Genomic DNA, 20442 nt, shown 5'->3' on the forward strand with positions numbered 1-20442 from the left:
GCAGCTTTGTTTCATTACCAATGAGGTACGTATATAATTCAACGCAATCCACAAACGCATAAATAGGCTTCACTTTGCATTCTAACGTCTACCTTCCTGAAGATTTCCTTAGCCACGTCGAAACTTTTCTTCCTGAGAATCTGTCAATGACACATTTTGTCGAAGCTTGTCGTAAGCCACTACGCAAAAGCATTCGTGTCAACACACTAAAGACGACCGTTGATGCCTTTAAAATCAATGCGCAAAAGAAAGGCTGGACACTTAATCCAATTCCTTGGTGCCAAGAAGGATTCTGGATCGAGGCTGATGAATCCGAGGTACCGCTAGGTAACACCGCAGAACACATGGCGGGTTTATTTTATATTCAAGAAGCGAGTTCTATGTTGCCACCGAGCGCACTCTACGCAGGTGAAGATAATGATTATGAAGCTGTGTTAGATATGGCCGCAGCACCTGGCTCTAAGACCACTCAATTAGCAGCGCTAATGGAGAACTCAGGTGTTTTGGTGGCAAACGAATTTGCCGCAAGCCGAGTGAAAGTGTTACACGCTAATATTGAACGTTGCGGCGTTCGAAACGCAGCCCTTAGTAATTACGACGCTCGTGTTTTTGGCGGCTGGCTACCTGAACAGTTTGATGCGATTTTGCTTGATGCACCATGCTCAGGTGAAGGTACGGTTAGGAAAGATCCTGATGCGATGAAGAACTGGAGTCTCAACTCGACCGCTGAAATCGCCGCTACCCAAAAAGACCTCATTGAGAGCGCCTTCCACGCACTAAAAGTTGGTGGCAACCTTGTTTATTCAACCTGCGCGTTGAGCCCAGAGGAGAATCAGCAGGTCGCGGAGTATCTACTAGAGACATTTGGTGATGCCGTACAAGTACAAAGCTTACAGACCCTTTTTGAAGGTGCGGAGAAAGCAACGACTCCAGAAGGCTATTTACACGTTTTCCCCCAAACTTATGATAGCGAAGGCTTTTTCATTGCCAAGTTTACAAAGCTCGCTCCAGTGACCGCACCTACTGTTAAGAAAAAGCTCGGTAAATTTCCTTTTAGTAGACTCACCAACAAGGAGTCAAGTGACGTTGTCACTGCCCTTGAGCAATCATTTTCGATCGAACTCCCCTCAGACGGCGTGTTATGGAAGCGTGATAATGATATTTGGCTGTTCCCTAGCGCCTTAGAGCCAATGCTTGGTGAGTTTCGTTTCTCTCGCATGGGCATCAAAATCGCTGAGCAACATAAGAAAGGCTACAAATGGCAACATCAAGTGGCGACAACACTCGCCAACCGCAATGCGGACACCATAGCACTTGAAACTGTAGATGCTCGAGAATGGTTTATGGGACGCGATGTGAGACCAGAGGGTCTATCTGGCAAGGGAGAAGTGCTCGTCAGCTACAACGGGTTTATTATTGGGCTGGGTAAATGGGTAGGAAACCGAGTGAAAAATGGCCTGCCAAGAGAGCTTGTACGCGACAAAAACCTGTTTTAACCCAAATGGATAGCGAATTGGGCTAGTAAAAACCGCACCCAACATCGCTTTTTTGCTGTTCTGTACTACACTTTATAGGTTATCGAGACATAGGCAATTCAGCAATATCCGTTTAAATGGCGAACACCAATGGCTGTTCGCAAAAGGTGTGAAGCTTGATTTTCTCCAACAAGCTTGTTTAAAACAGTTAGCGTAGGCTCTCCATGAGCCATTCCCCTAGGCCCAAATCAGGATCAGTTTTGGGCCTCTTTTTGTACCTGACATTTATGTCTGAGTTTTCTGTGTCACAACTTTTCTCTAACTAGGGAACGTCTTTTGACTAAGAGAAAACTTTTATTCGGATTTTAGGTGAATACCGTCTTTCTCGATGGAGATCTTGCCTTGCTTGTAAAGACCACCAATGCTCTTCTTGAACGTACCTTTGCTGGTTTTGAAAGCGGCAAAAATCGCTTCAGGCGTAGACTTGTCGCTCAACGGTAAAAAGCCCCCTTTCTTCTCAAGCAGGCTTAAGATTTTTTCACTCAAATCATCCATCTTAGCAACGCCTACTTTTTGCAATGACAAATCAATCTTGCCATCTTCACGAATCTGTTTGATGAACCCTTTGAGCTTTTTACCTACGAATAGCTTGCCGATGACATCTGATGGGAAAATCATGCCCCAGTGCTGACCATTTACAATAGCCTTGTAACCTAGGTCACTGCGCTCTGCAATAAGCAGGTCTACCTGCTCATTTCTTTGATAGCGAGCTGGCTTTTTATCAAGCAGCTTGTTGAATTTTGTCGTACCAACGATTCGACCAGAGGCTTTATCTGTGTAGACATACACTAAAATTGTCTTGCCTTCAGATAGACGACCACGCTGCTCACTAAACGGAATAAGCAGGTCTTTTTCTTTAATACCCCAATTGGCAAAGGCGCCGACACTGTTAATGCCTTCCACCTTCATCAAACCCCACTCGCCTACTTGTGCAATAGGAGTATCGGTCGTGGCCACAACCTGGTTATCAGCATCGAAATAAATAAACACATCAACCTTGTCACCAATCGCCACACCTTCAGGCGCATGCTTTTTGGAAAGTAAGATAGAGCCATAGTCCTCTCCGTCCAAGAACCAGCCAAAGTCTGCTTCTTTAATTACTTCCAATTGGTTAGTACGACCTATGTTAATCATGTTTTTTATCTCTAATGTAGTAGTTGGCGCGATTATACCTAACTCCCTTTAAGATGCTAGTTTACCTTGGTTCTGATATGCTTAGAGCAATCTCAGCACACGGAGAGAGTTGGTTGATCACCGTAGACAAACAAGATGCCATTACCTTAAAAATAGCGCATGTAATGGCCAATACTAAAAAACTCGACTTGGACGTATTCTTATTTATTCCTAATGAACTAGGAATGAAGTCTCATCTCATTTCCGAGTCAGATTTCTATCACGAGTCTATTTCGCAAAAGCGCGCTTACTATAGTAACGAAACACTACTTCCATTGGTCCACTCTCGTCTCGCCAAACGAGGCAGGCTCTCAAATACTCAGTATCGAGTCAGCTTAAGTCTTTTCGCGTATCAATATGTGATAGCACTAGACAAAGCAGTAGCAACATTCAAAGAAACAGCGCAAGACGAAATCACCGCTGATGAGGTCGACGAGGTTATAGAACTCGCGCTAGATATACTTCGTAAGATGCGCCGCTCGGTACCTTACGACGACAGCCTTAAGCGTCACTATGCAAATATCGATAACTATCTTTCTTGGTACACAGGACAGAAGCTTCTCGAATTGGTTGTGTATATTCCGAATAGCAAAGCATACACGCCTCTTAAAGAACGTTTGATTACCATTGTGGAAAAGGAGCAAGCACATCGTAATCTAAACAATTACAACTCCGATAAGGTTAAGAGTGACCCGACGCGACTGGCGAACAAGATGCGACTTTTGCGCCGCTTGATTGAACACCCTATTGTACTTCAATCAAAATCTACCAGTATGGGTAACAACACAAAACGGATGATCAAAGGATCCGCAACGGGCTTAGTTATGCTATTCGTTACCTCAGCCGTAATTCTCGCTCGTGACTATCTTGGCGAAATCACCGCGTCGTTTATCCTCGTGTTATCTGTCATTTATGCACTGAGAGAGGTTTTTAAAGACGACCTACGTGACATCATGTGGCGCTGGATACAAAGGGGAAAGCCTAAATGGCGTCGCCGATTTATCGATGCCACGACCAAAAAAGAGGTCGGCAAGAAAATTGAGTGGCTTGACTACAGCTCATTTGACCAACTGCCAGACCGCATTAAGAGCATCCGTAAAAAACGATCTGTCCAGCGCGAAGAAGAAGTATTGCACTATCGTGCACATACCGAGATGGCGACATCTCGATTTACCAGTGGATACGAGCAAACACGCGAAATACTGAACATTAATTTTCGTGCTTTGACTCGATTGATGGATAAATCCAGCAACCGAATCTATAAGCTTCAAGAGGGACAAGTCGTTAAAGAATCACTCGAAAAACGACACCTTTTGAACCTAATTGTTAAAGAAAACAATCAGGGTGAAGAGCCGACCTACTATCGATGGAAGATAGTCCTCAATCGCTCCAAGATAGTCGATATTGAAAGAATACCAGTCTAGCACTATCTAGCTTTTAACGATAACACGAGCGAGAACTCAGCCATGGGTTCATCGCCGTGTAAACTTGGACACGTAGCAATAATGCGGACAGGTTGGTTGACTCGCTCACCTGAACGCAGCGTTTCATCCAGCATGTCATCAATCAATTGGCCATCTTTGCAGATAAAATGGACGTCCGCTTCTGGGCGTTTAAGAAACTTCCCTTCCACCTCTTTGAAAGCAAGAGAAACACGCTTGCCGCGTTGCTGTGCTTTACTCATGGCCATAAATCCACCCGCTACATCAGCACCCACCGCTAAAACGCCAAAGTACATACTGTTAAGGTGGTTCTTAGTTCTGCGTTTCAATGGAATTCTGAGCTCTACTTCATTTTCATCCAGCTTGAGTAGTTTTGGACGGCAGAGCCAAATCAAAGGCACCTTAAAAAAACCAAACGTTCCTAGATAAAAATTCGCCTTTTGTAATGCGCTAAACATGTGAGATTCCTTTAAAAAACTCCTCTGACCAGTAGGCCAAAAATCATTCCACTTGTCAAAATAATGTTACTAAAACGTATCTTTATTTGATCAAAGCCACAAACTATACGGTGAGGTCTCTATTGTTAGAACGCTTTAAATAGAAATGAAAAGGCCTGCTCATTAAAAGTGAGCAGGCCGTGGTTACAGCGTCACATTAAATTCTATTTTAACTAACCGGAAAAACCGTCACGCCACTCTCATCTTGAAGTAGCTCAGCAAGTAGAGGCAATTCTGCCAAGTTATCCAGCAGCACTGCAGCTGGCTTGTTTACATCTTTACATGCGTTTACGGCTTGCTTTACTAGCGCTAACACAGCTTCATTTTGTGGGTCATACAAATGCGCCAGCTCTTCGTGCATGAGATCTACGCCCAAAGTTAGCTGAGTTAAGCTCTCAAGCTTGATCACAAGTCCATCAAAGTAATGAAGTAAACGCTCTGAAAGCAGCACGGCTGAAGGTGTATCACATGCAAACATCACTTTGAGTCCATTCAGGCCACGTGGTAGTCCGCGCTCAGCTAAACGATCAATGATTTTAGCAGCGTCACTCAGTGCTCGAACACATGGGACTACAATCTCAACGTTGTAGCCTTCGCTGCGCAGCGCCTTAATGACTTCACACTCCAACGCAAAGCTCGCTTGATAAGCTTCGGAAGTAAGACGCGAGACACCTCTTAATCCCAGTTGAGGATTAATTTCATCACTCTCAACCTTGCCACCAAGTAATGCACTCATTTCGTAACTGGTCGCGTCATTTAACTCAACGGAAATAACCTTGTGTTCCGGAGTAACCGCTGCTTTGATTTCATTGACTAAAGTAGAGACAAAGAATTCGTCGCTCGATTGCTCACCTAGCAATGCTTGAATCGCATCTTTTTCAACAGCGTCAAGCTCTTGCTCAGACGCTGGAAACCCTGGGTGAAAAAACACCTTCTCCATGATGAGTTCTGAAATACACACATAAAGTGATGACGACGATGCTTGTTCTGAAAAACTAGGCAACACATTTCCGACATTCAGGCCCGATACGGCTTTCGTTTGATCTGATTGTTGTTGATGACTCATTGCTGCTCCGTGCTCTAATAATTGCTTCTTCAGGCAAAATACCGACTCCCTACATGGAATACAAGAGCATCAGAGCATTTTCTGATTATTCCGCTTGCTTCAGTAGTTTACCATCGACAAATGATGCAATTTTAGTCAGTAATCTGGTGTTCAAATAAGTGAAATGGCAAATGATTGCGTTGCGGCTATATTAGTGGTTTATTCTACTGGCTATTTCCGTTATCTTAACCGCTTCGAAATTATTTGCAGGCTGCACCATCATGCCATTAAAGACCGATGAACTAAGAACACAGGCATTAGGTCCAATGCCGACTCCATCAGAACTGAGTGCTAATCACCCTATTACTGATGACGTAGCAGAGCGCATTGCTCATTCTCGCCGACAAATCGAAAGCATTCTTACGGGAGACGATGACCGTCTACTGTGTATCGTAGGACCATGCTCGGTACACGACACCGACGCAGCGCTGGACTACGCAAAACGTCTTGCAGACATTCAAGAGCAGTATAAAGATCAGCTGTTTATCGTAATGCGCACTTACTTTGAAAAGCCACGTACGGTCGTAGGTTGGAAAGGTCTCATTACCGACCCTAACCTAGACGGTTCGTACGCGTTAGAGGCTGGACTAAACAAAGCACGTGGTCTGCTCCTTGACATCAACAAGCTTGGTCTTGCGACAGCAACTGAGTTTCTCGATATGATCACTGGTCAATACATTGCTGACCTGATTACTTGGGGCGCGATTGGTGCGCGTACTACTGAGTCTCAGATTCACCGTGAAATGGCTTCAGCGCTGTCATGCCCTGTCGGCTTTAAAAACGGTACCAACGGTAGCGTGAAAATTGCTATTGATGCAGTTCGCGCGTCGCAAGCTTCTCACTACTTTTACTCGCCGGATAAGCACGGCCGTATGACGGTTTATCGCACTAGTGGTAACCCTTATGGTCACGTAATCCTTCGAGGTGGTGATACTGGGCCTAACTTCGATGAAGCTTCTATTGATGCAGCATGCGAGCAACTAGCTTCATTCGACCTACCAACAAGATTGGTCGTCGATTTTAGCCACGCTAACTGCCAAAAACAGCATCGTAAGCAGATTGATGTAGCAAAAGAGATCGCTCGTCAAATTATCGCTGGTTCACACAAAGTGTCAGGCATCATGGCAGAAAGTTTTATCGAAGAAGGTAATCAGAGCATGGAGGATATCCATAACCTGACCTACGGTAAATCGATCACGGACCCTTGTTTGAGCTGGAATGATACGGTTCACATGCTCGACATTCTTGCTGACGCTGTTAAACAACGCAACGAAAAGGAAAGCTAACATGCCATCATTTGATATCGTTTCTGAAATCGATACGGTTGAACTTCGCAATGCCGTAGACAACGCTAACCGTGAAATCTCAACACGTTTCGACTTCCGCAATGTTGAGGCTACTTTCACACTAAACGATGAGACTGTGAAGCTATCGTGCGAAGGTGACTTCCAGCTTAAGCAAATGCGTGACATTCTGCGCGGCAATTTGACTAAACGCGGTGTTGATGTGAATGCGATGGAATCTCAAACTCCAGAGCAATCTGGCAAGCTTTGGAACCAAACGGTTTTGTTTAAGCAAGGCATTGAAACACCCATTGCCAAGAAAATCGTTAAGCTCGTCAAAGACTCTAAGATCAAAGTTCAAGTTTCTATCCAGGGTGACAAAGTTCGCGTAACTGGCAAGAAACGCGACGACCTACAAGCGACAATGCAACTGGTTAAGAATGGCGAACTTGGTCAGCCATTCCAGTTCAACAACTTCAGAGATTAACCTCTCAAGTTTGGAGCAAAATAAAAGGGCGATTCGCCCTTTTATTTTATCTTAGCTAACTCAATCACTTCGTCGCCTTCTTTCAAAAGCTTGTAGGAAGAAGATTCCGGCTCCACAAATACAACGATTCGTTGTCGATCTGCTTTGCGAGCCATGATATCGGATGAAACATCTGCTACATCATCATACGCGATTCGCTCTGCATCTCTTCGCACAAGATCAACAAACCCAAATGGACAGTTCTTGTCATAAAAAACAATCTCTGCTTCCTGCATAATCCGCATTGCTTTAATCGGCAGTAATTCTGGATCCGTTCCATACTCTATCCATGTACACGAATCTGTAAACTCTGAATCATCATTAATCAATGTTTGATATGCCCTTTCAAGCTCTTGATTATCTTTACAATTAATCACCATAGGCTGTTTAAAAAAGAGCTCCCAAAACTTTCTTCTTTCATCAACGGAAGAAAAGTGACGCTTAATATCAGAGCGCTTACTTGCTGCAAAATCTGCAAGTTGGGCGGTATTCATCGGAAGCACTGATTCGAGCTTTTCACGAATTCCGCGAATAAGAACCGGTGAAGAACCACCACTTGAAATCGCTATCTGAACGCGACCTCTATTAATTATCGATGGGGTAATGAAGTCACAATATGGCGTATCGTCAACAACATTGACTAAAATACCTTTATTTTTTGCATCTTTATGCACCTGATGATTCAGGTCTGGGTTGTCTGTTGTCGCCCAAACTTGGACAAAGTCCTTGGTCATTAACTCTTTTTCATAGAAGCGTGGCACCCAAGTACATTTTCCGCTCTCGCTTAACTCGCTAAGATAAGGCTCTACTTTAGGTGACACCACTGTTACGCGAGCACCTGCTCGTACCAGTGTCTCTACTTTACGACAAGCAACTTCTCCGCCGCCAACAACTAAAACAGGTCTTTCTAGCAGGTCCATAAACAGTGGAAAGTAACGCATAATTTTCCTTATTTAAACGATATAACTATTCATTCATAATCACCATATTGGTGCAAAATTGTCACCGAGACATTGATCACAAAACTATTTATTACCAAATTTCTACATTTCTTAAGAGAAATATGCTGCATAAATTTCCGTCGACAACGATTTGTTTCGAGTTAACGAATATTTAACATACCACTCTCTAATTCCCTTTTTTAGTGCTTAGTTGCACTATTTACAAAGTCATCACACTTGGCCATTCTAACAATTGTTTAGCGTCGCGTGGCAACTCAAAAAACCATTTAAATTAATAATTTGAGAAATCACGGTTCATTATCTACGCTTTAAACGGCTGTGACAACTTGCACCAAATCGGTTCAAAAACAACAGCTCAGAATGCAACACAACAACAATTAGCACATTGTATTCAGGCAGGACCTGACTTACACGGATCTAACAGGAAGGATACACAATGGCAAAGAAACTCACTCTTATCGCTTCTTTAGTGGCGGCATCTGCTGCGATGATGAGCACATCAGCGTCTGCTGCTGACTCTACACTAGACAAGGTCACTAAAGCAGGTGTTTTATCATGTGGCGTTAGTACTGGTCTACCAGGTTTCTCTAACCCTAACTCAAAAGGTGAGTGGGAAGGTATTGACGTAGAATACTGTCAAGCTCTTGCTGCTGCGGTACTTGGCGATAAATCTAAAGTTAAATACGTTCCATTAACGGCGAAAGAACGTTTTACTGCGCTTCAATCTGGTGAGATTGACGTACTTTCTCGAAACACAACTTGGACTCTACACCGAGATTCAGCTCTGGGTCTTAACTTCGTAGGTGTTAACTACTACGACGGTCAAGGCTTCATGGTTAAGAAAGAGCTTGGTCTAACAAGCGCGAAAGAGCTTGATGGCGCTTCTGTTTGCGTTCAGTCAGGTACAACAACTGAGCTTAACCTTGCAGACTACTTCCGTAACAACGGTATGGAATACAAGCCAGTTGTATTCGATACAGCAGCACAAACCTCAAAAGGTTTCGATTCTGGTCGCTGTGACGTACTGACTACTGACCAATCTGGTCTATACGCACTAAGACTAAACCTAGCAGACCCTAAATCAGCTGAAGTACTACCAGAGATCATCTCTAAAGAGCCTCTAGGCCCTGTAGTTCGTCAAGGTGATGACCAGTGGTTTAACATCGCTAAATGGACTCTAGCTGCAATGGTGAATGCTGAAGAGTACGGTATCACATCGAAAAATGCAGACGAAATGCTTAAGTCTACCGATCCAAACATCAAGCGTATCCTAGGTGTTGATGGTCCTAAAGGTAAAGGTCTAGGCATTGCTGATGACTGGGGCTACCAAGTTATCAAACAAGTAGGTAACTACGGCGAAAGCTTCGAGCGTACTGTAGGTGAAGGTTCTCCTCTACAAATCTCTCGTGGTGTTAACGCACTTTGGAATGCAGGTGGCTTCATGTACGCGCCACCAATTCGCTAATCGCGATTTCATGCTCCAACAAGGGCGGTTTTACCGCCCTTTTTCAAAGGATTTGAGGTTATAGCTGTATGAAACCTACTACGACTCAAGTCGCGTCGCAGGAAAAACCTGCGAAAAGCGCAAATCTACTATACAACCCCACCTTCCGCTCCGTTGTATTTCAGGCACTTGCCCTACTGGCTCTTGGACTATTCTTCTACACCATAGTCGACAACGCACTTAATAACCTAGCTGCACGCGGTATAGCCACAGGTTTTGACTTCCTGAATCAAGAAGCAGGATTCGGCATCGGTCTCACATTGATCGAGTACGATGAAACCTTCTCTTATGGACGCACCTTTTATGTGGGGCTTTTAAACACGGCTCTGGTATCAGTACTAGGCATTGTGTTTGCTACCATTCTTGGTTTCGCTATGGGTATCGCAAGACTGTCATCAAACTGGCTGGTTAGCCGTTTTGCCGCAGTCTATATTGAGATATTCCGAAACGTTCCCCTCTTGCTACAAATTTTCTTCTGGTACTTTGCCGTCCTTCAAGCGCTCCCATCCGCTCGTCAGAGTATAAGTTTAGGTGAAGCGATTTTCTTGAACGTTCGAGGCCTCTACTTACCTGCTCCTGTATTTGGGGAAGGCAGTAGCGTCGTCGTTGGCGCACTCATTGTTGGTGTTATTGCGACTATTGTTGTTAATATTTGGGCAAACAATCGTCAGAAGCTAACTGGTCAACAGACTCCGATGTTCCGCATCGCCGCAGGTCTTATTGTCGGTTTGCCGCTCGTTGCGTACTTCATCATGGGCATGCCTATCTCTGCAGAATACCCAGTACTAAAAGGGTTTAACTTCCGCGGCGGTATCACCATTATCCCAGAACTAGCAGCGCTTACACTTGCGCTGAGTATCTACACGGCGTCGTTCATTGCTGAAATCGTTCGCTCGGGTATTAACGCGGTGAACCATGGTCAGACAGAAGCGGCAATGTCATTAGGCCTGCCTAGGTCCAGAACGCTCAAACTTGTCGTTATTCCGCAGGCACTGCGAATCATCATCCCGCCATTAACAAGTCAATACTTAAACTTGACTAAGAACTCCTCTCTCGCAATGGCGATTGGTTACCCAGACTTGGTATCAGTGTTCGCCGGAACCACTCTAAACCAGGTGGGGCAAGCGATCGAGATTATTGCAATGACGATGGGCGTTTACCTGACACTGAGCCTTCTCACGTCAGCGTTGATGAACATATACAACAAGAAAGTAGCTTTGGTGGAGAGGTAATATGGAACAGCATCAATTTCAACCAGACCTTCCACCTCCAGCAAATACCGTTGGTGTTGTTGGCTGGCTGCGAAAAAACTTGTTTAACGGCCCTGTTAACTCTGTCGTTACTCTTGTACTGGGTTATTTCGCAATTTCACTAATCTGGTACGTGTTTGATTGGGCAATTTTGAAGGCCGACTGGGTTGGTACGACTCGCGAAGCATGTACACGTGAAGGTGCTTGTTGGGTCTTCATCAGTGTTCGTTGGGAACAGTTCATGTACGGGTTCTACCCACAAGCTGAACTATGGCGTCCTCGCCTGTTCTATGCAACGCTAGCGATTTTCGTGGCACTTCTTGCATACGAACGCACACCAAAGCGTCTTTGGATCTGGCTATTCTTCGTGAATATCTATCCTTTCATTGCAGCGGCGCTACTTTACGGTGGTGTGTTTGGTCTTGAAGTCGTCGAGACTCACCGTTGGGGTGGACTACTTGTTACCCTGATTATCGCACTAGTAGGTATCATCGTATCACTTCCAATCGGCGTAGCACTGGCTCTAGGTCGCCGTTCTGAGATGCCAATCATCAGAAGTATCTGTACGGTTTACATTGAAGTGTGGCGTGGTGTTCCACTAATTACCGTCCTATTTATGGCTTCTGTTATGCTTCCTCTCTTCTTCTCAGAGGGTGTGGAGACTGATAAGCTAATTCGTGCGCTTATTGGTGTTGTCATGTTTAGTGCAGCCTATATGGCAGAGGTAATTCGTGGTGGTTTACAAGCGATCCCTAAGGGTCAATATGAAGCCGCAGACGCACTTGGACTGAGTTATTGGAAAAAGATGGGATTAATCGTGCTTCCACAGGCACTAAAAATCACTATCCCATCGATTGTTAACACCTTTATCGGTCTATTTAAAGATACCAGTCTGGTACTCATCATCGGTATGTTCGATGTATTGGGTATTGGTCAAGCTGCGAACACTGACCCCGAGTGGTTAGGTTTTGCTACGGAAAGTTATGTATTTGTCGCGTTAGTGTTCTGGGTGTTCTGTTTTGGCATGTCGAGATACTCGATCTGGCTAGAGAACAAACTGCATACCGGTCACAAACGATAAACGGAAATTCGAGGACGTATTATGACGCAACAAGAAGATTACATGATCCAACTTAAGGACATGAATAAATGGTACGGCGAGTTTCACGTACTTAAGAATATCAACCTAGACGTTAAGAAAGGCGAAAAAATCGTAATCTGTGGCCCATCTGGCTCTGGTAAATCAACGATGATTCGCTGTATTAACCGTCTTGAAGAACACCAAGCGGGACATATCTTTGTCTCTGGTACAGAGCTTACCGAAGATCTAAAGAATATCGAGGCTGTACGACGTGAAGTCGGCATGTGCTTCCAGCACTTTAACCTCTTCCCTCACCTAACGGTTCTGGAGAACTGTACGCTTGCTCCTATCTGGGTAAAGAAAATGCCTAAAGAGGAAGCGGAAGCCATCGCTATGAAGTATCTAGAGCGCGTTAAGATCCCAGATCAAGCCGACAAGTATCCAGGTCAGCTATCTGGTGGTCAGCAACAACGTGTAGCGATTGCTCGTTCACTGTGTATGAACCCACAAGTCATGCTGTTTGATGAACCTACATCAGCGCTCGATCCAGAAATGGTTCGCGAAGTACTGGACGTAATGGTAGAGCTTGCAGAAGAAGGTATGACCATGCTGTGTGTAACGCACGAGATGGGCTTCGCTAAGGAAGTTGCAGATAGAGTTATCTTTATGGATGCTGGTGAAATTATTGAAGAAAACAACCCTGTCGATTTCTTCGAGAATCCGCAGTCTGACCGTACTCAGAACTTCCTGAGTCAGATTTTGCATCACTAATGACATCAAATGTAACAAAGGCGACGATTATGTCGCCTTTTTCTTTGTAGGTATCTGATGTACACTGGAAATATTGTGTTACATCTTGATATACCCTTAACCAGTTATTTTTATTATGATTTTGTTCAATGACTTTTATAACGGGACTTGATCTTTTGAACATTCAACCCCATAAATAGTCATATAAATAAGTAAATCATCTATGAGGAAGATTATGAACGATCCTATGGTATCTCGCAGTTCTGCTCAAGCGAGTGTACTGCAAACAAACAAAGTATTGCGAAATACTTACGCGCTGCTATCTATGACGCTACTTTGGTCTGCGGTCGTTGCAGCATTCTCAATGGCAATGAACCTACCTCGTCCAGGTCTTATCCTGATGTTGGTTGGTTTCTACGGCCTATTGTTCCTTACAGAGAAAAACCGTAACAACAGCATGGGTCTCGTATTCACATTCTTGTTCACTGGTTTCCTTGGTTATACAACAGGTCCAATCCTAAACGCCTATGTTGGCGCGGGTATGGGCGATGTTATCGTTACTGCTCTTGGTGGTACTGCCCTAGCCTTCTTAGGCGCATCGGCGTACGCTCTAACAACTAAGCGTGACCTATCATTCCTAGGTGGCGTACTAATGGCTGGTTTCGTTGTCCTACTTATCGGTATGGTAGCGAACATCTTCCTGCAGATGCCAATGATTCACCTAGCGATGAGCGGCATGTTTGTTCTGTTCTCTACTGGTGTGATTCTGTTGACGACTCAACAAATCGTGCGCGGTGGTGAAACAAACTACATCTCTGCAACAGTTAGCCTATATGTGTCTATCTACAACCTGTTCATCAGCCTACTTTCTATCCTAGGTATCATGAACAACGACTAATAGGTCGAGTTGTTAAACGAATAGGTAAAGCCCGAGACAACGTCTCGGGCTTTTTGCATTTAAATCAGCAAGAGAGCCTTGAAAGTTAGGACGGACCTGAGCTAACCTTCTGACGATTATCCGCCATAAGAATGACTATGATGTTTAAATACAACGGAAAAACCATCGAAACCGATGCTGAAGGATACCTTCTCAATCACCAAGATTGGGAACAAGGAATGATCGAAGTACTCGCCGCTGAAGAAGGTATAGAGCTGACGGACGCTCATATTGAAGTCGTGATGTTTGTGAGAGACTTCTACGAAGAATTTAACACTTCCCCTGCCGTACGCATGCTTGTGAAAGCGATGGAAAAGGCGCACGGCCCAGAGAAAGGCAACAGCAAGTATTTATTTAAGCTGTTTAAGAAAGGCCCTGCTAAGCAGGCAACTAAGCTCGCGGGTCTTCCAAAACCAGCTAAGTGCTTGTAGGCCTCTAAAGGATCTTGAAACCTGAATAAACGTTTGTTTGTTCGCAAGGCTCCCTGACTACCGACTCTACCGATGCAGTTCTGGGACCTTGCAAAAGCCAATCACACAGTGCTTCGACTCTCGCCTCATCACCACATGCGACGACCTCTACCGACCCATCATACAAATTTTTTGCATAACCGGTTAGACCCAGCTTTAGTCCTTCATGACATGTGTGGTAGCGAAAACCCACGCCTTGTACGTGTCCAGTTACGATCACTTTCTGGCAATATTGACTCATCATTCAACTCCTAACCAACAACGTCTGCATAGCTGATTCTAGCTTAGTTCGTGTTGATTTCGCTCCAATGCTCATGCTCAATTTGCATTTGTTTGAAACTTCACACAAAATACCCCACCTTTTCTTTCCAAAACTTCGTAAGGCATACCATGGCAGCAGCTATTCACCTTGTTAAAGGCCGCGACAAATCACTTAGACGTAAACACCCTTGGGTTTTTTCAAGAGGTATCTCTCGTGTCGATGGGACGCCTGAGCTTGGTGAAACCGTCGATGTATATGCTCACAACGGCGAATGGTTGGCGAAAGCGGCTTACTCACCTAACTCTCAAATTCGCGCTCGCGTGTGGAGCTTTAAAAAGCAAGACATTGATGTTGAGTTTTTCATCCAACAAATCCAGCAAGCACAACTTCTTCGCGAAGATATTATCGAACGAGACGGCTTAACTGGCTATCGTTTAATCGCGGCTGAGTCAGATGGACTACCAGGGGTGACCATTGACCGCTACGGCAATTTCTTGGTGTGTCAGCTCTTAAGTGCCGGTGCAGAATACCAAAAAGAAGCACTGGTACAGGCTCTTATCCATTGCTTCCCCGAATGCTCTATCTACGAGCGCTCAGATGTATCGGTACGTAAAAAAGAAGGCTTAGAAGAGCGCACAGGCGTAATTCACGGTGAATCTCCTGACAAGCCAGTCGTAATCGAAGAAAACGGCGTCAAAATCAGCGTCGATATTATCAACGGTCACAAAACTGGTTTTTATCTCGACCAACGCGATAGCCGCTTCCAAGCACAAAAATATGTGAAAGATAAAGAAGTGCTTAACTGCTTTAGCTACACGGGTGGCTTTGGACTTTACGCACTTAAAGGCGGTGCTAAGCGCGTTATCAACGCGGACGTTTCACAACTCGCACTCGATACAGCAAAACACAATGCCGAGCTCAACGGCTTCACAGAGAAGAAAAAAGCCGTGTTCCTGAACGCTGACGTGTTCAAACTGTTACGTGAGTATCGCGATCAAGGGACGAAGTTTGACGTCGTCATTATGGATCCGCCAAAATTTGCTGAATCAAAAGCACAGCTAAATGGCGCTTGCCGTGGCTATAAAGACATCAACATGCTTGCGATGCAGATTCTAAAACCAGGCGGCACACTGCTAACCTACTCTTGTTCAGGATTAATGGACGGCAATCTGTTCCAGAAAATCATCGCAGACGCTGCGGTCGATGCTAACCGCTCGGTTAAGTTTGTTGAGCGTTTTGAACAAGCAGCAGACCACCCAACCGACACAGCTTACCCAGAAGGGTTCTATTTGAAGGGTTTTGCCTGTAAGGTCCTATAACTATTAGGTTTACCTCTCGAAGCTTCATTATCAAGCCAACTTGACGACTGTTAGGTTGGCTTTTTTACATCTGCTGTCTCAAAAATAAGATTCTATTTCACTCCATTCATTGATTTCATAGTTTTCTCTACTATTTTCAATAGTATGTACAAATTCGTTGCTAACCTATAAATGTAAATGTAGCGAGTCTTAAATCAGATACATAATCAAGACAAATCCAGATTGAAAAGAGACTTATGCTCGCTATATTTAAAGCTACAGTTATTAACTTTTTGACTTGGTTAGTCTTATTGAAACCAAGTCAGTGGAGGCTATTATGCCGTTTCACAAACCTGAGCGAAGGGAGCGCACGTGTCATGCACGCCGCTCGCTCATTACAGGACCAAGGAGAAAGACTTTGAATAAGCTCACCCTGACCACCACAGCTTGTTTTATGGCTCTTAGCCTTCCTGTTAACAGCCAAACCCTTGAACAAGCCGTTGCTTTCACACTCAAAACCAACCCAGACATTAAAGCTGCTTATAATGAGTACGTGAGTAAACGTTACGATGCTGACGCAGCAGTCGGTGCATACCGTCCTAAAATCGATTTAGATGGCGGTATCGGTTACGAAAGAACCGACTACGACCGTGAAAACATTATTAACAGCAGAAATGAGAGCCTGACAAGAAAGGAAATCGGGATAACGCTGACTCAGCTAATTTGGGACGGTAACGAAACACTGAACGATATCGACAGAACGGCTGCCGATGCCGAATCGGTTCGATATCAACTCCTTGCTGACGCTTCCGATATCGCTTTAGAAGTTGCTCAGATCTATCTTGACGCCACCAAGGCTTATGAAGTTCTCGCCCTATCTGAGGCCAATCTAGAAGTTCACAAGAAAATCTATTCTGATATCAAAAAACGTGTTGATTCCGGTATCGGCTCCACCGCAGATTTGTCACAGGTTGAAGCGCGTATCGCAAAAGCACATGGTAATCTTCTGGCGGCTCAAAATAACCTTTTTGATACACACACTCAGTTTAAACGCCTTGTCGGACAAGCTCCTCTAGGGCTTAAATATCCGCGAGCGGATGAAGTGGCCATCCCGTTAACTGTCGATGACGCTCTTCAAATGGCGATAGAGACTCACCCAGTGATTAAAATTTCGCAAGTAGACGTTGATTCGGCTCGATTCCAATATCAACAGACCAAAGGCGTAAACTACCCGACGTTTTACATTGATGCTGGCCACAATTGGCGAGATGACGCAAGCGGCAACATTGGTACAGACAACGAAACGCGTGCCATGCTGCGTATGCGCTATAACCTCTACAACGGCGGTTCCGATTCAGATCGTACAGAGTCAGCAGCCTATCAGCTCAATAAAGCAAAAGACTTCCGAGACCGTACCTATCGAATGGTTGAAGAAGGGTTGAAGTTATCATGGACGGGCCTCGAGTATACGGTACAACAGAAAGATTTCTTGTCAGACCATGTTGACTCAGCATCAGACACCGTTGTTGCCTATCAAAAGCAATACAAAATCGGTAAACGTACCCTACTCGATGTACTTAACACTGAAAATGAGCTGTTTGAGGCACGTAAAGGTTACTTGGATGCAAAATATGCTGAGCAGTTCGCGCGCTACAGGGTGATGAACGCGACTGGCGGTCTATTAGATGCGCTTCGTGTGGATACACCTGAAGAATGGAACGAGAGAGTGGAGTATTAATCATGAAACTACAGAGTAAACTGATAATCTGTGGCCTGATGGTTGCGCCACTGGTCGCGGTTGCAACGACACCGGAAGAAGACAAGTACGACTATCGCCCTACTCCGGTCGCAGATCAAAAAGCCGACCTGCTCGATGACGATGGAGATGGTGTTATTAATGCGCGAGATCTGTGTATTACAACGCCTCAGGGAGCGGAGCTGGATAACGACGGCTGTGAGCAATATATCGATGTGTCGAACTCATTAGCATTGCGTATCCTGTTCGACAATAACTCAACCTTCATTAAGCCCGTGTTTCAAAACCAGATCTCCGAAATGGCAGCGTTTCTTAACGAGTATCCAGAGACAAGCATCGAGATACAAGGTTTTGCGAGTATTGTAGGCGACGAAGATAAAAACATGGTGCTTTCTCAAAACCGCGCAGAAGTCGTTAGACAAGCCATTATAAGCAATGGCGTAGACGCTAACCGTCTTACCATTATTGGTTTTGGCGAAACCAAGCCCGAGGAACTCGGTAATACTGAGTTTGCTCACGCCATGAACCGTAAAGTGGTCGCATCCGTTGTCGGATACAAAGGCGAAGTGGATATGGAGTGGACTATTTTCACTAAAATTGGAAAATAGATTATTTAAGCATCATCCACATCTAAAGCGCTCTGAATGAGCGCTTTTTTGTTGCGATTTCATTTAGATATTAGCTATCTCATGCTAGTCTTGTAAGCAGTTCTTACTGCGAGTATAAAACAATGAGTAAATTAACGTCTGATATCGAACAGAACCTAAAGCTGTTTATTGAAGAAACAAGCAAAACCCAACTTGTTTGGGGTCTTCGCAACGACGAAGGTTGGTTGGCGGTTGACTCGACTGAGTTCGAAAACAGCGAAGTAATGCCTTTTTGGTCATCTGAAGAAGATGCTAAAACGCATAATGTAGAAGAATGGGCTGACTTCGAAGTGCTGCACATTCCACTCGATATCTTTGTTGAAGACTGGTTGCTAACACTGGATGAAGATGGCGTACTAATCGGAACTAACTGGAACGATAAATTAGAAGGTAAAGAAATGGAGCCTTCTGACGTTGCTAAGCTTTATCTAAAAGCAGATTAATAAAGAAAGAGGCGCTTAAAGCGCCTCTTTTTAGTTGGACTTGTCTTCTAAGGACTTCATTACCGTTTCTTTATTGTCTAGGTACTGATTCAGTCCATTGGCTCTTAGCTCACATGATGGGCAGTCGCCACAACCATCACCAATCACACCGTTATAACAAGTCAGCGTCTCGTTTCTAACTAGCTCAAGTGCATCGTATTTGTCTGCTAACGCCCACGTTTCCGCTTTGTCTAGCCACATTAGTGGCGTCACAATATCGAGCTCTCTGTCCATGCCTTGCACCAAAGCGCTGTTCATCGCTTTGATGAAGTCATTACGGCAGTCTGGGTAACCAGAAAAATCGGTTTCACAAACACCAGTAATCACTGCTTGTGCACCAATCTGATACGCATAGATACCAGCAAGCGTCAGAAAGAGAATATTACGACCAGGCACAAAAGAATTCGGCAAACCGTTCTCTTGCAGCTCATGGGAAACAGGAATATCGTCTCGAGTCAGCGAGCTGATAGCGAGTTCGTTAAGAAGACCCACGTCCATCACTTTATGAGCTTTCACGCCTAGCTTTTTCGCTACCGCTTCTGCTACTTCAATTTCCAGCTTGTGTCGTTGTCCATAATCAAACGTGATCGCATGGACTTCATCGTACTGCTCCAGAGCCTGCACCAAACAGGTTGTGGAATCTTGACCACCACTGAAAACAACTACTGCCTTTTTCATTACTTTCTCCATTTGCGGAATTCTGCGCTATCCAACTAAGCAATATTCAAATATTTGTGGGTCTGAACCGACAAGCGCCAGTTACGAGCAATACAGGTCGACATACACAATTCTGTCGCTCGTGGTTTTTGACTGATCGGTTGAAGTGCGATTACTACGTCATCTTTAAGTACAACGCCATCTAGCAGTTCATCTAGCTGTTCGATGTTTTTATCTGTCGCTACTGGATGTTTAATCTCGTTCGCACGCTCTAACGCCGATTCTAATACTTCACGTTTACCTTTCATTGCGACTTTAGGTGACACTGTCACCCATGTAGCATCGGTAACTTTGACTTCAGACGTACCGCTGGTCTCAATTTGACATCGAGCACCTATTGCCTCAAATGCTTCACAAAGCGGCGTCAGATCGTACTCACACGGCTCCCCACCCGTGATAACAATATGCTTAGCATTAAAACCCTGCGCGTTATACATATCAACGATGTCTTGAGCACTTACATCGCTCCACGTTGGACTATCGCCTTGCTTCGTGATGATTTCTCCAAACGCTCGCTCATCCTCTGCTTTTGCTTCCCAAGTTTGCTTGGTATCACACCATGCACAACCAACGTTGCAAATCTGAAGCCGGACGAACACCGCGGGAACGCCTGTAAATACGCCTTCACCTTGGATGGTTTCGAACATTTCGTTGATCTTGAATTGTTTACCGCTCATTGAATATTGCCAATTATATAAGATGAGCAGACCTTAAAGGATGCGCATTAGAAATTCAATACAAACCCACCGACAAAATTGCTGGTAG

At 44.6% G+C, this 20442-nt stretch carries 21 protein-coding genes; 14 read left to right on the forward strand and 7 right to left on the reverse strand.

Annotated features, from left to right (window positions below):
* The first annotated feature begins 74 nt into the window (after positions 1 to 74).
* Positions 75 to 1496 (forward strand): 16S rRNA (cytosine(1407)-C(5))-methyltransferase RsmF, encoded by a 1422-nt coding sequence (gene rsmF, locus LY387_RS08570; protein ID WP_234493753.1) that lies wholly within the window; start codon positions 75 to 77, stop codon positions 1494 to 1496.
* 333 nt (positions 1497 to 1829) lie between these two features.
* Here rsmF and LY387_RS08575 read toward each other — a convergent pair whose 3' ends face one another.
* Complete coding sequence (locus LY387_RS08575) at positions 1830 to 2669, reverse strand: S1 RNA-binding domain-containing protein (protein WP_234493754.1); 840 nt, start codon at positions 2667 to 2669, stop codon at positions 1830 to 1832.
* A gap of 113 nt (positions 2670 to 2782) precedes the next feature.
* Here LY387_RS08575 and LY387_RS08580 point away from each other — a divergent pair, with 113 nt between their 5' ends.
* Complete coding sequence (locus LY387_RS08580; protein WP_234496079.1) at positions 2783 to 4132, forward strand: hypothetical protein; 1350 nt, start codon at positions 2783 to 2785, stop codon at positions 4130 to 4132.
* Positions 4133 to 4134: 2 nt separating this feature from the next.
* Here LY387_RS08580 and LY387_RS08585 read toward each other — a convergent pair whose 3' ends face one another.
* Together LY387_RS08585 and LY387_RS08590 are read right to left on the reverse strand one after the other, a co-directional pair.
* Positions 4135 to 4608 (reverse strand): PaaI family thioesterase, encoded by a 474-nt coding sequence (locus LY387_RS08585; protein ID WP_042475684.1) that lies wholly within the window; start codon positions 4606 to 4608, stop codon positions 4135 to 4137.
* A 208-nt stretch (positions 4609 to 4816) separates the two neighbouring features.
* The gene (locus LY387_RS08590) at positions 4817 to 5713 is read right to left on the reverse strand and encodes a putative PEP-binding protein (RefSeq protein WP_234493755.1); all 897 of its coding nucleotides are present in this window, start codon (positions 5711 to 5713) and stop codon (positions 4817 to 4819) included.
* A 260-nt stretch (positions 5714 to 5973) separates the two neighbouring features.
* On the opposite strand from LY387_RS08590, the gene LY387_RS08595 reads away from it, so the two are divergent.
* Entirely contained in the window at positions 5974 to 7038 is a 1065-nt protein-coding gene (locus LY387_RS08595; RefSeq protein WP_234493756.1) for a 3-deoxy-7-phosphoheptulonate synthase, read from the forward strand.
* A gap of 1 nt (position 7039) precedes the next feature.
* Positions 7040 to 7522, forward strand: coding sequence for a YajQ family cyclic di-GMP-binding protein (locus LY387_RS08600; RefSeq protein WP_042475681.1), 483 nt, complete (start codon positions 7040 to 7042; stop codon positions 7520 to 7522).
* A 41-nt stretch (positions 7523 to 7563) separates the two neighbouring features.
* Here LY387_RS08600 and LY387_RS08605 read toward each other — a convergent pair whose 3' ends face one another.
* Positions 7564 to 8502: a precorrin-2 dehydrogenase/sirohydrochlorin ferrochelatase family protein gene (locus tag LY387_RS08605; RefSeq protein WP_234493757.1), complete on the reverse strand. Its 939-nt coding sequence runs from the start codon at positions 8500 to 8502 to the stop codon at positions 7564 to 7566.
* A 457-nt stretch (positions 8503 to 8959) separates the two neighbouring features.
* Here LY387_RS08605 and LY387_RS08610 point away from each other — a divergent pair, with 457 nt between their 5' ends.
* The 6 genes from LY387_RS08610 to LY387_RS08635 all read left to right on the forward strand — a co-directional run bounded on the left by LY387_RS08610 (position 8960) and on the right by LY387_RS08635 (position 14476).
* Positions 8960 to 9988: an amino acid ABC transporter substrate-binding protein gene (locus LY387_RS08610; RefSeq protein ID WP_042475678.1), complete on the forward strand. Its 1029-nt coding sequence runs from the start codon at positions 8960 to 8962 to the stop codon at positions 9986 to 9988.
* 68 nt (positions 9989 to 10056) lie between these two features.
* Positions 10057 to 11259 carry an amino acid ABC transporter permease gene (locus tag LY387_RS08615; RefSeq protein ID WP_234493758.1) on the forward strand — a complete coding sequence of 401 codons (1203 nt, stop codon included), beginning with the start codon at positions 10057 to 10059 and terminating at the stop codon, positions 11257 to 11259.
* A 1-nt stretch (position 11260) separates the two neighbouring features.
* Positions 11261 to 12358: an amino acid ABC transporter permease gene (locus LY387_RS08620; RefSeq protein ID WP_128648632.1), complete on the forward strand. Its 1098-nt coding sequence runs from the start codon at positions 11261 to 11263 to the stop codon at positions 12356 to 12358.
* 21 nt (positions 12359 to 12379) lie between these two features.
* A complete protein-coding gene (locus LY387_RS08625; protein ID WP_042475673.1) occupies positions 12380 to 13129 on the forward strand; it encodes an amino acid ABC transporter ATP-binding protein in 750 nt (249 codons plus the stop codon).
* Positions 13130 to 13343: 214 nt separating this feature from the next.
* On the forward strand, positions 13344 to 14006 hold the full coding sequence (locus tag LY387_RS08630) for a Bax inhibitor-1/YccA family protein (RefSeq protein WP_112461762.1): 663 nt from the start codon (positions 13344 to 13346) through the stop codon (positions 14004 to 14006).
* Positions 14007 to 14146: 140 nt separating this feature from the next.
* Positions 14147 to 14476 carry a TusE/DsrC/DsvC family sulfur relay protein gene (locus LY387_RS08635; RefSeq protein WP_234496080.1) on the forward strand — a complete coding sequence of 110 codons (330 nt, stop codon included), beginning with the start codon at positions 14147 to 14149 and terminating at the stop codon, positions 14474 to 14476.
* A 4-nt stretch (positions 14477 to 14480) separates the two neighbouring features.
* Here LY387_RS08635 and yccX read toward each other — a convergent pair whose 3' ends face one another.
* Entirely contained in the window at positions 14481 to 14756 is a 276-nt protein-coding gene (gene yccX / locus LY387_RS08640) for an acylphosphatase (RefSeq protein WP_042475671.1), read from the reverse strand.
* Between the two features lie 149 nt (positions 14757 to 14905).
* On the opposite strand from yccX, the gene LY387_RS08645 reads away from it, so the two are divergent.
* From LY387_RS08645 to LY387_RS08660, 4 genes are all read left to right on the forward strand, one after another.
* On the forward strand, positions 14906 to 16096 hold the full coding sequence (locus LY387_RS08645; RefSeq protein ID WP_234493759.1) for a class I SAM-dependent methyltransferase: 1191 nt from the start codon (positions 14906 to 14908) through the stop codon (positions 16094 to 16096).
* A gap of 433 nt (positions 16097 to 16529) precedes the next feature.
* On the forward strand, positions 16530 to 17813 hold the full coding sequence (locus LY387_RS08650; protein ID WP_234496081.1) for a TolC family outer membrane protein: 1284 nt from the start codon (positions 16530 to 16532) through the stop codon (positions 17811 to 17813).
* Between the two features lie 2 nt (positions 17814 to 17815).
* On the forward strand, positions 17816 to 18439 hold the full coding sequence (locus tag LY387_RS08655; protein WP_234493760.1) for an OmpA family protein: 624 nt from the start codon (positions 17816 to 17818) through the stop codon (positions 18437 to 18439).
* A gap of 122 nt (positions 18440 to 18561) precedes the next feature.
* Positions 18562 to 18921, forward strand: coding sequence for a DUF2750 domain-containing protein (locus LY387_RS08660; RefSeq protein WP_042475668.1), 360 nt, complete (start codon positions 18562 to 18564; stop codon positions 18919 to 18921).
* A gap of 30 nt (positions 18922 to 18951) precedes the next feature.
* On the opposite strand, the gene queC is transcribed toward LY387_RS08660, so the two are convergent.
* The gene (gene queC / locus LY387_RS08665) at positions 18952 to 19638 is read right to left on the reverse strand and encodes a 7-cyano-7-deazaguanine synthase QueC (RefSeq protein WP_042475666.1); all 687 of its coding nucleotides are present in this window, start codon (positions 19636 to 19638) and stop codon (positions 18952 to 18954) included.
* A gap of 35 nt (positions 19639 to 19673) precedes the next feature.
* Positions 19674 to 20354, reverse strand: a complete 681-nt coding sequence (queE, locus tag LY387_RS08670) for a 7-carboxy-7-deazaguanine synthase QueE (RefSeq protein ID WP_234493761.1) — start codon at positions 20352 to 20354, stop codon at positions 19674 to 19676.
* Positions 20355 to 20442: the final 88 nt, after the last annotated feature.

It is taken from the genome of Vibrio maritimus (assembly GCF_021441885.1).
GTDB classification, from domain to species: domain Bacteria; phylum Pseudomonadota; class Gammaproteobacteria; order Enterobacterales; family Vibrionaceae; genus Vibrio; species Vibrio maritimus_B.

Excerpts from the sequence above, each read along its gene's own strand:
- LY387_RS08575 (WP_234493754.1), bottom strand. The coding sequence starts at position 2,669 with ATGATTAACATAGGTCGTACTAACCAATTGGAAGTAATTAAAGAAGCA.
- LY387_RS08585 (WP_042475684.1), bottom strand. The coding sequence starts at position 4,608 with ATGTTTAGCGCATTACAAAAGGCGAATTTTTATCTAGGAACGTTTGGT.
- LY387_RS08590 (WP_234493755.1), bottom strand. The coding sequence starts at position 5,713 with ATGAGTCATCAACAACAATCAGATCAAACGAAAGCCGTATCGGGCCTG.
- LY387_RS08595 (WP_234493756.1), top strand. The coding sequence starts at position 5,974 with ATGCCATTAAAGACCGATGAACTAAGAACACAGGCATTAGGTCCAATG.
- LY387_RS08600 (WP_042475681.1), top strand. The coding sequence starts at position 7,040 with ATGCCATCATTTGATATCGTTTCTGAAATCGATACGGTTGAACTTCGC.
- LY387_RS08605 (WP_234493757.1), bottom strand. The coding sequence starts at position 8,502 with ATGCGTTACTTTCCACTGTTTATGGACCTGCTAGAAAGACCTGTTTTA.
- LY387_RS08610 (WP_042475678.1), top strand. The coding sequence starts at position 8,960 with ATGGCAAAGAAACTCACTCTTATCGCTTCTTTAGTGGCGGCATCTGCT.
- LY387_RS08615 (WP_234493758.1), top strand. The coding sequence starts at position 10,057 with ATGAAACCTACTACGACTCAAGTCGCGTCGCAGGAAAAACCTGCGAAA.
- LY387_RS08620 (WP_128648632.1), top strand. The coding sequence starts at position 11,261 with ATGGAACAGCATCAATTTCAACCAGACCTTCCACCTCCAGCAAATACC.
- LY387_RS08625 (WP_042475673.1), top strand. The coding sequence starts at position 12,380 with ATGACGCAACAAGAAGATTACATGATCCAACTTAAGGACATGAATAAA.
- LY387_RS08630 (WP_112461762.1), top strand. The coding sequence starts at position 13,344 with ATGAACGATCCTATGGTATCTCGCAGTTCTGCTCAAGCGAGTGTACTG.
- LY387_RS08635 (WP_234496080.1), top strand. The coding sequence starts at position 14,147 with ATGTTTAAATACAACGGAAAAACCATCGAAACCGATGCTGAAGGATAC.
- yccX (WP_042475671.1), bottom strand. The coding sequence starts at position 14,756 with ATGAGTCAATATTGCCAGAAAGTGATCGTAACTGGACACGTACAAGGC.
- LY387_RS08645 (WP_234493759.1), top strand. The coding sequence starts at position 14,906 with ATGGCAGCAGCTATTCACCTTGTTAAAGGCCGCGACAAATCACTTAGA.
- LY387_RS08650 (WP_234496081.1), top strand. The coding sequence starts at position 16,530 with ATGGCTCTTAGCCTTCCTGTTAACAGCCAAACCCTTGAACAAGCCGTT.
- LY387_RS08655 (WP_234493760.1), top strand. The coding sequence starts at position 17,816 with ATGAAACTACAGAGTAAACTGATAATCTGTGGCCTGATGGTTGCGCCA.
- LY387_RS08660 (WP_042475668.1), top strand. The coding sequence starts at position 18,562 with ATGAGTAAATTAACGTCTGATATCGAACAGAACCTAAAGCTGTTTATT.
- queC (WP_042475666.1), bottom strand. The coding sequence starts at position 19,638 with ATGAAAAAGGCAGTAGTTGTTTTCAGTGGTGGTCAAGATTCCACAACC.
- queE (WP_234493761.1), bottom strand. The coding sequence starts at position 20,354 with ATGAGCGGTAAACAATTCAAGATCAACGAAATGTTCGAAACCATCCAA.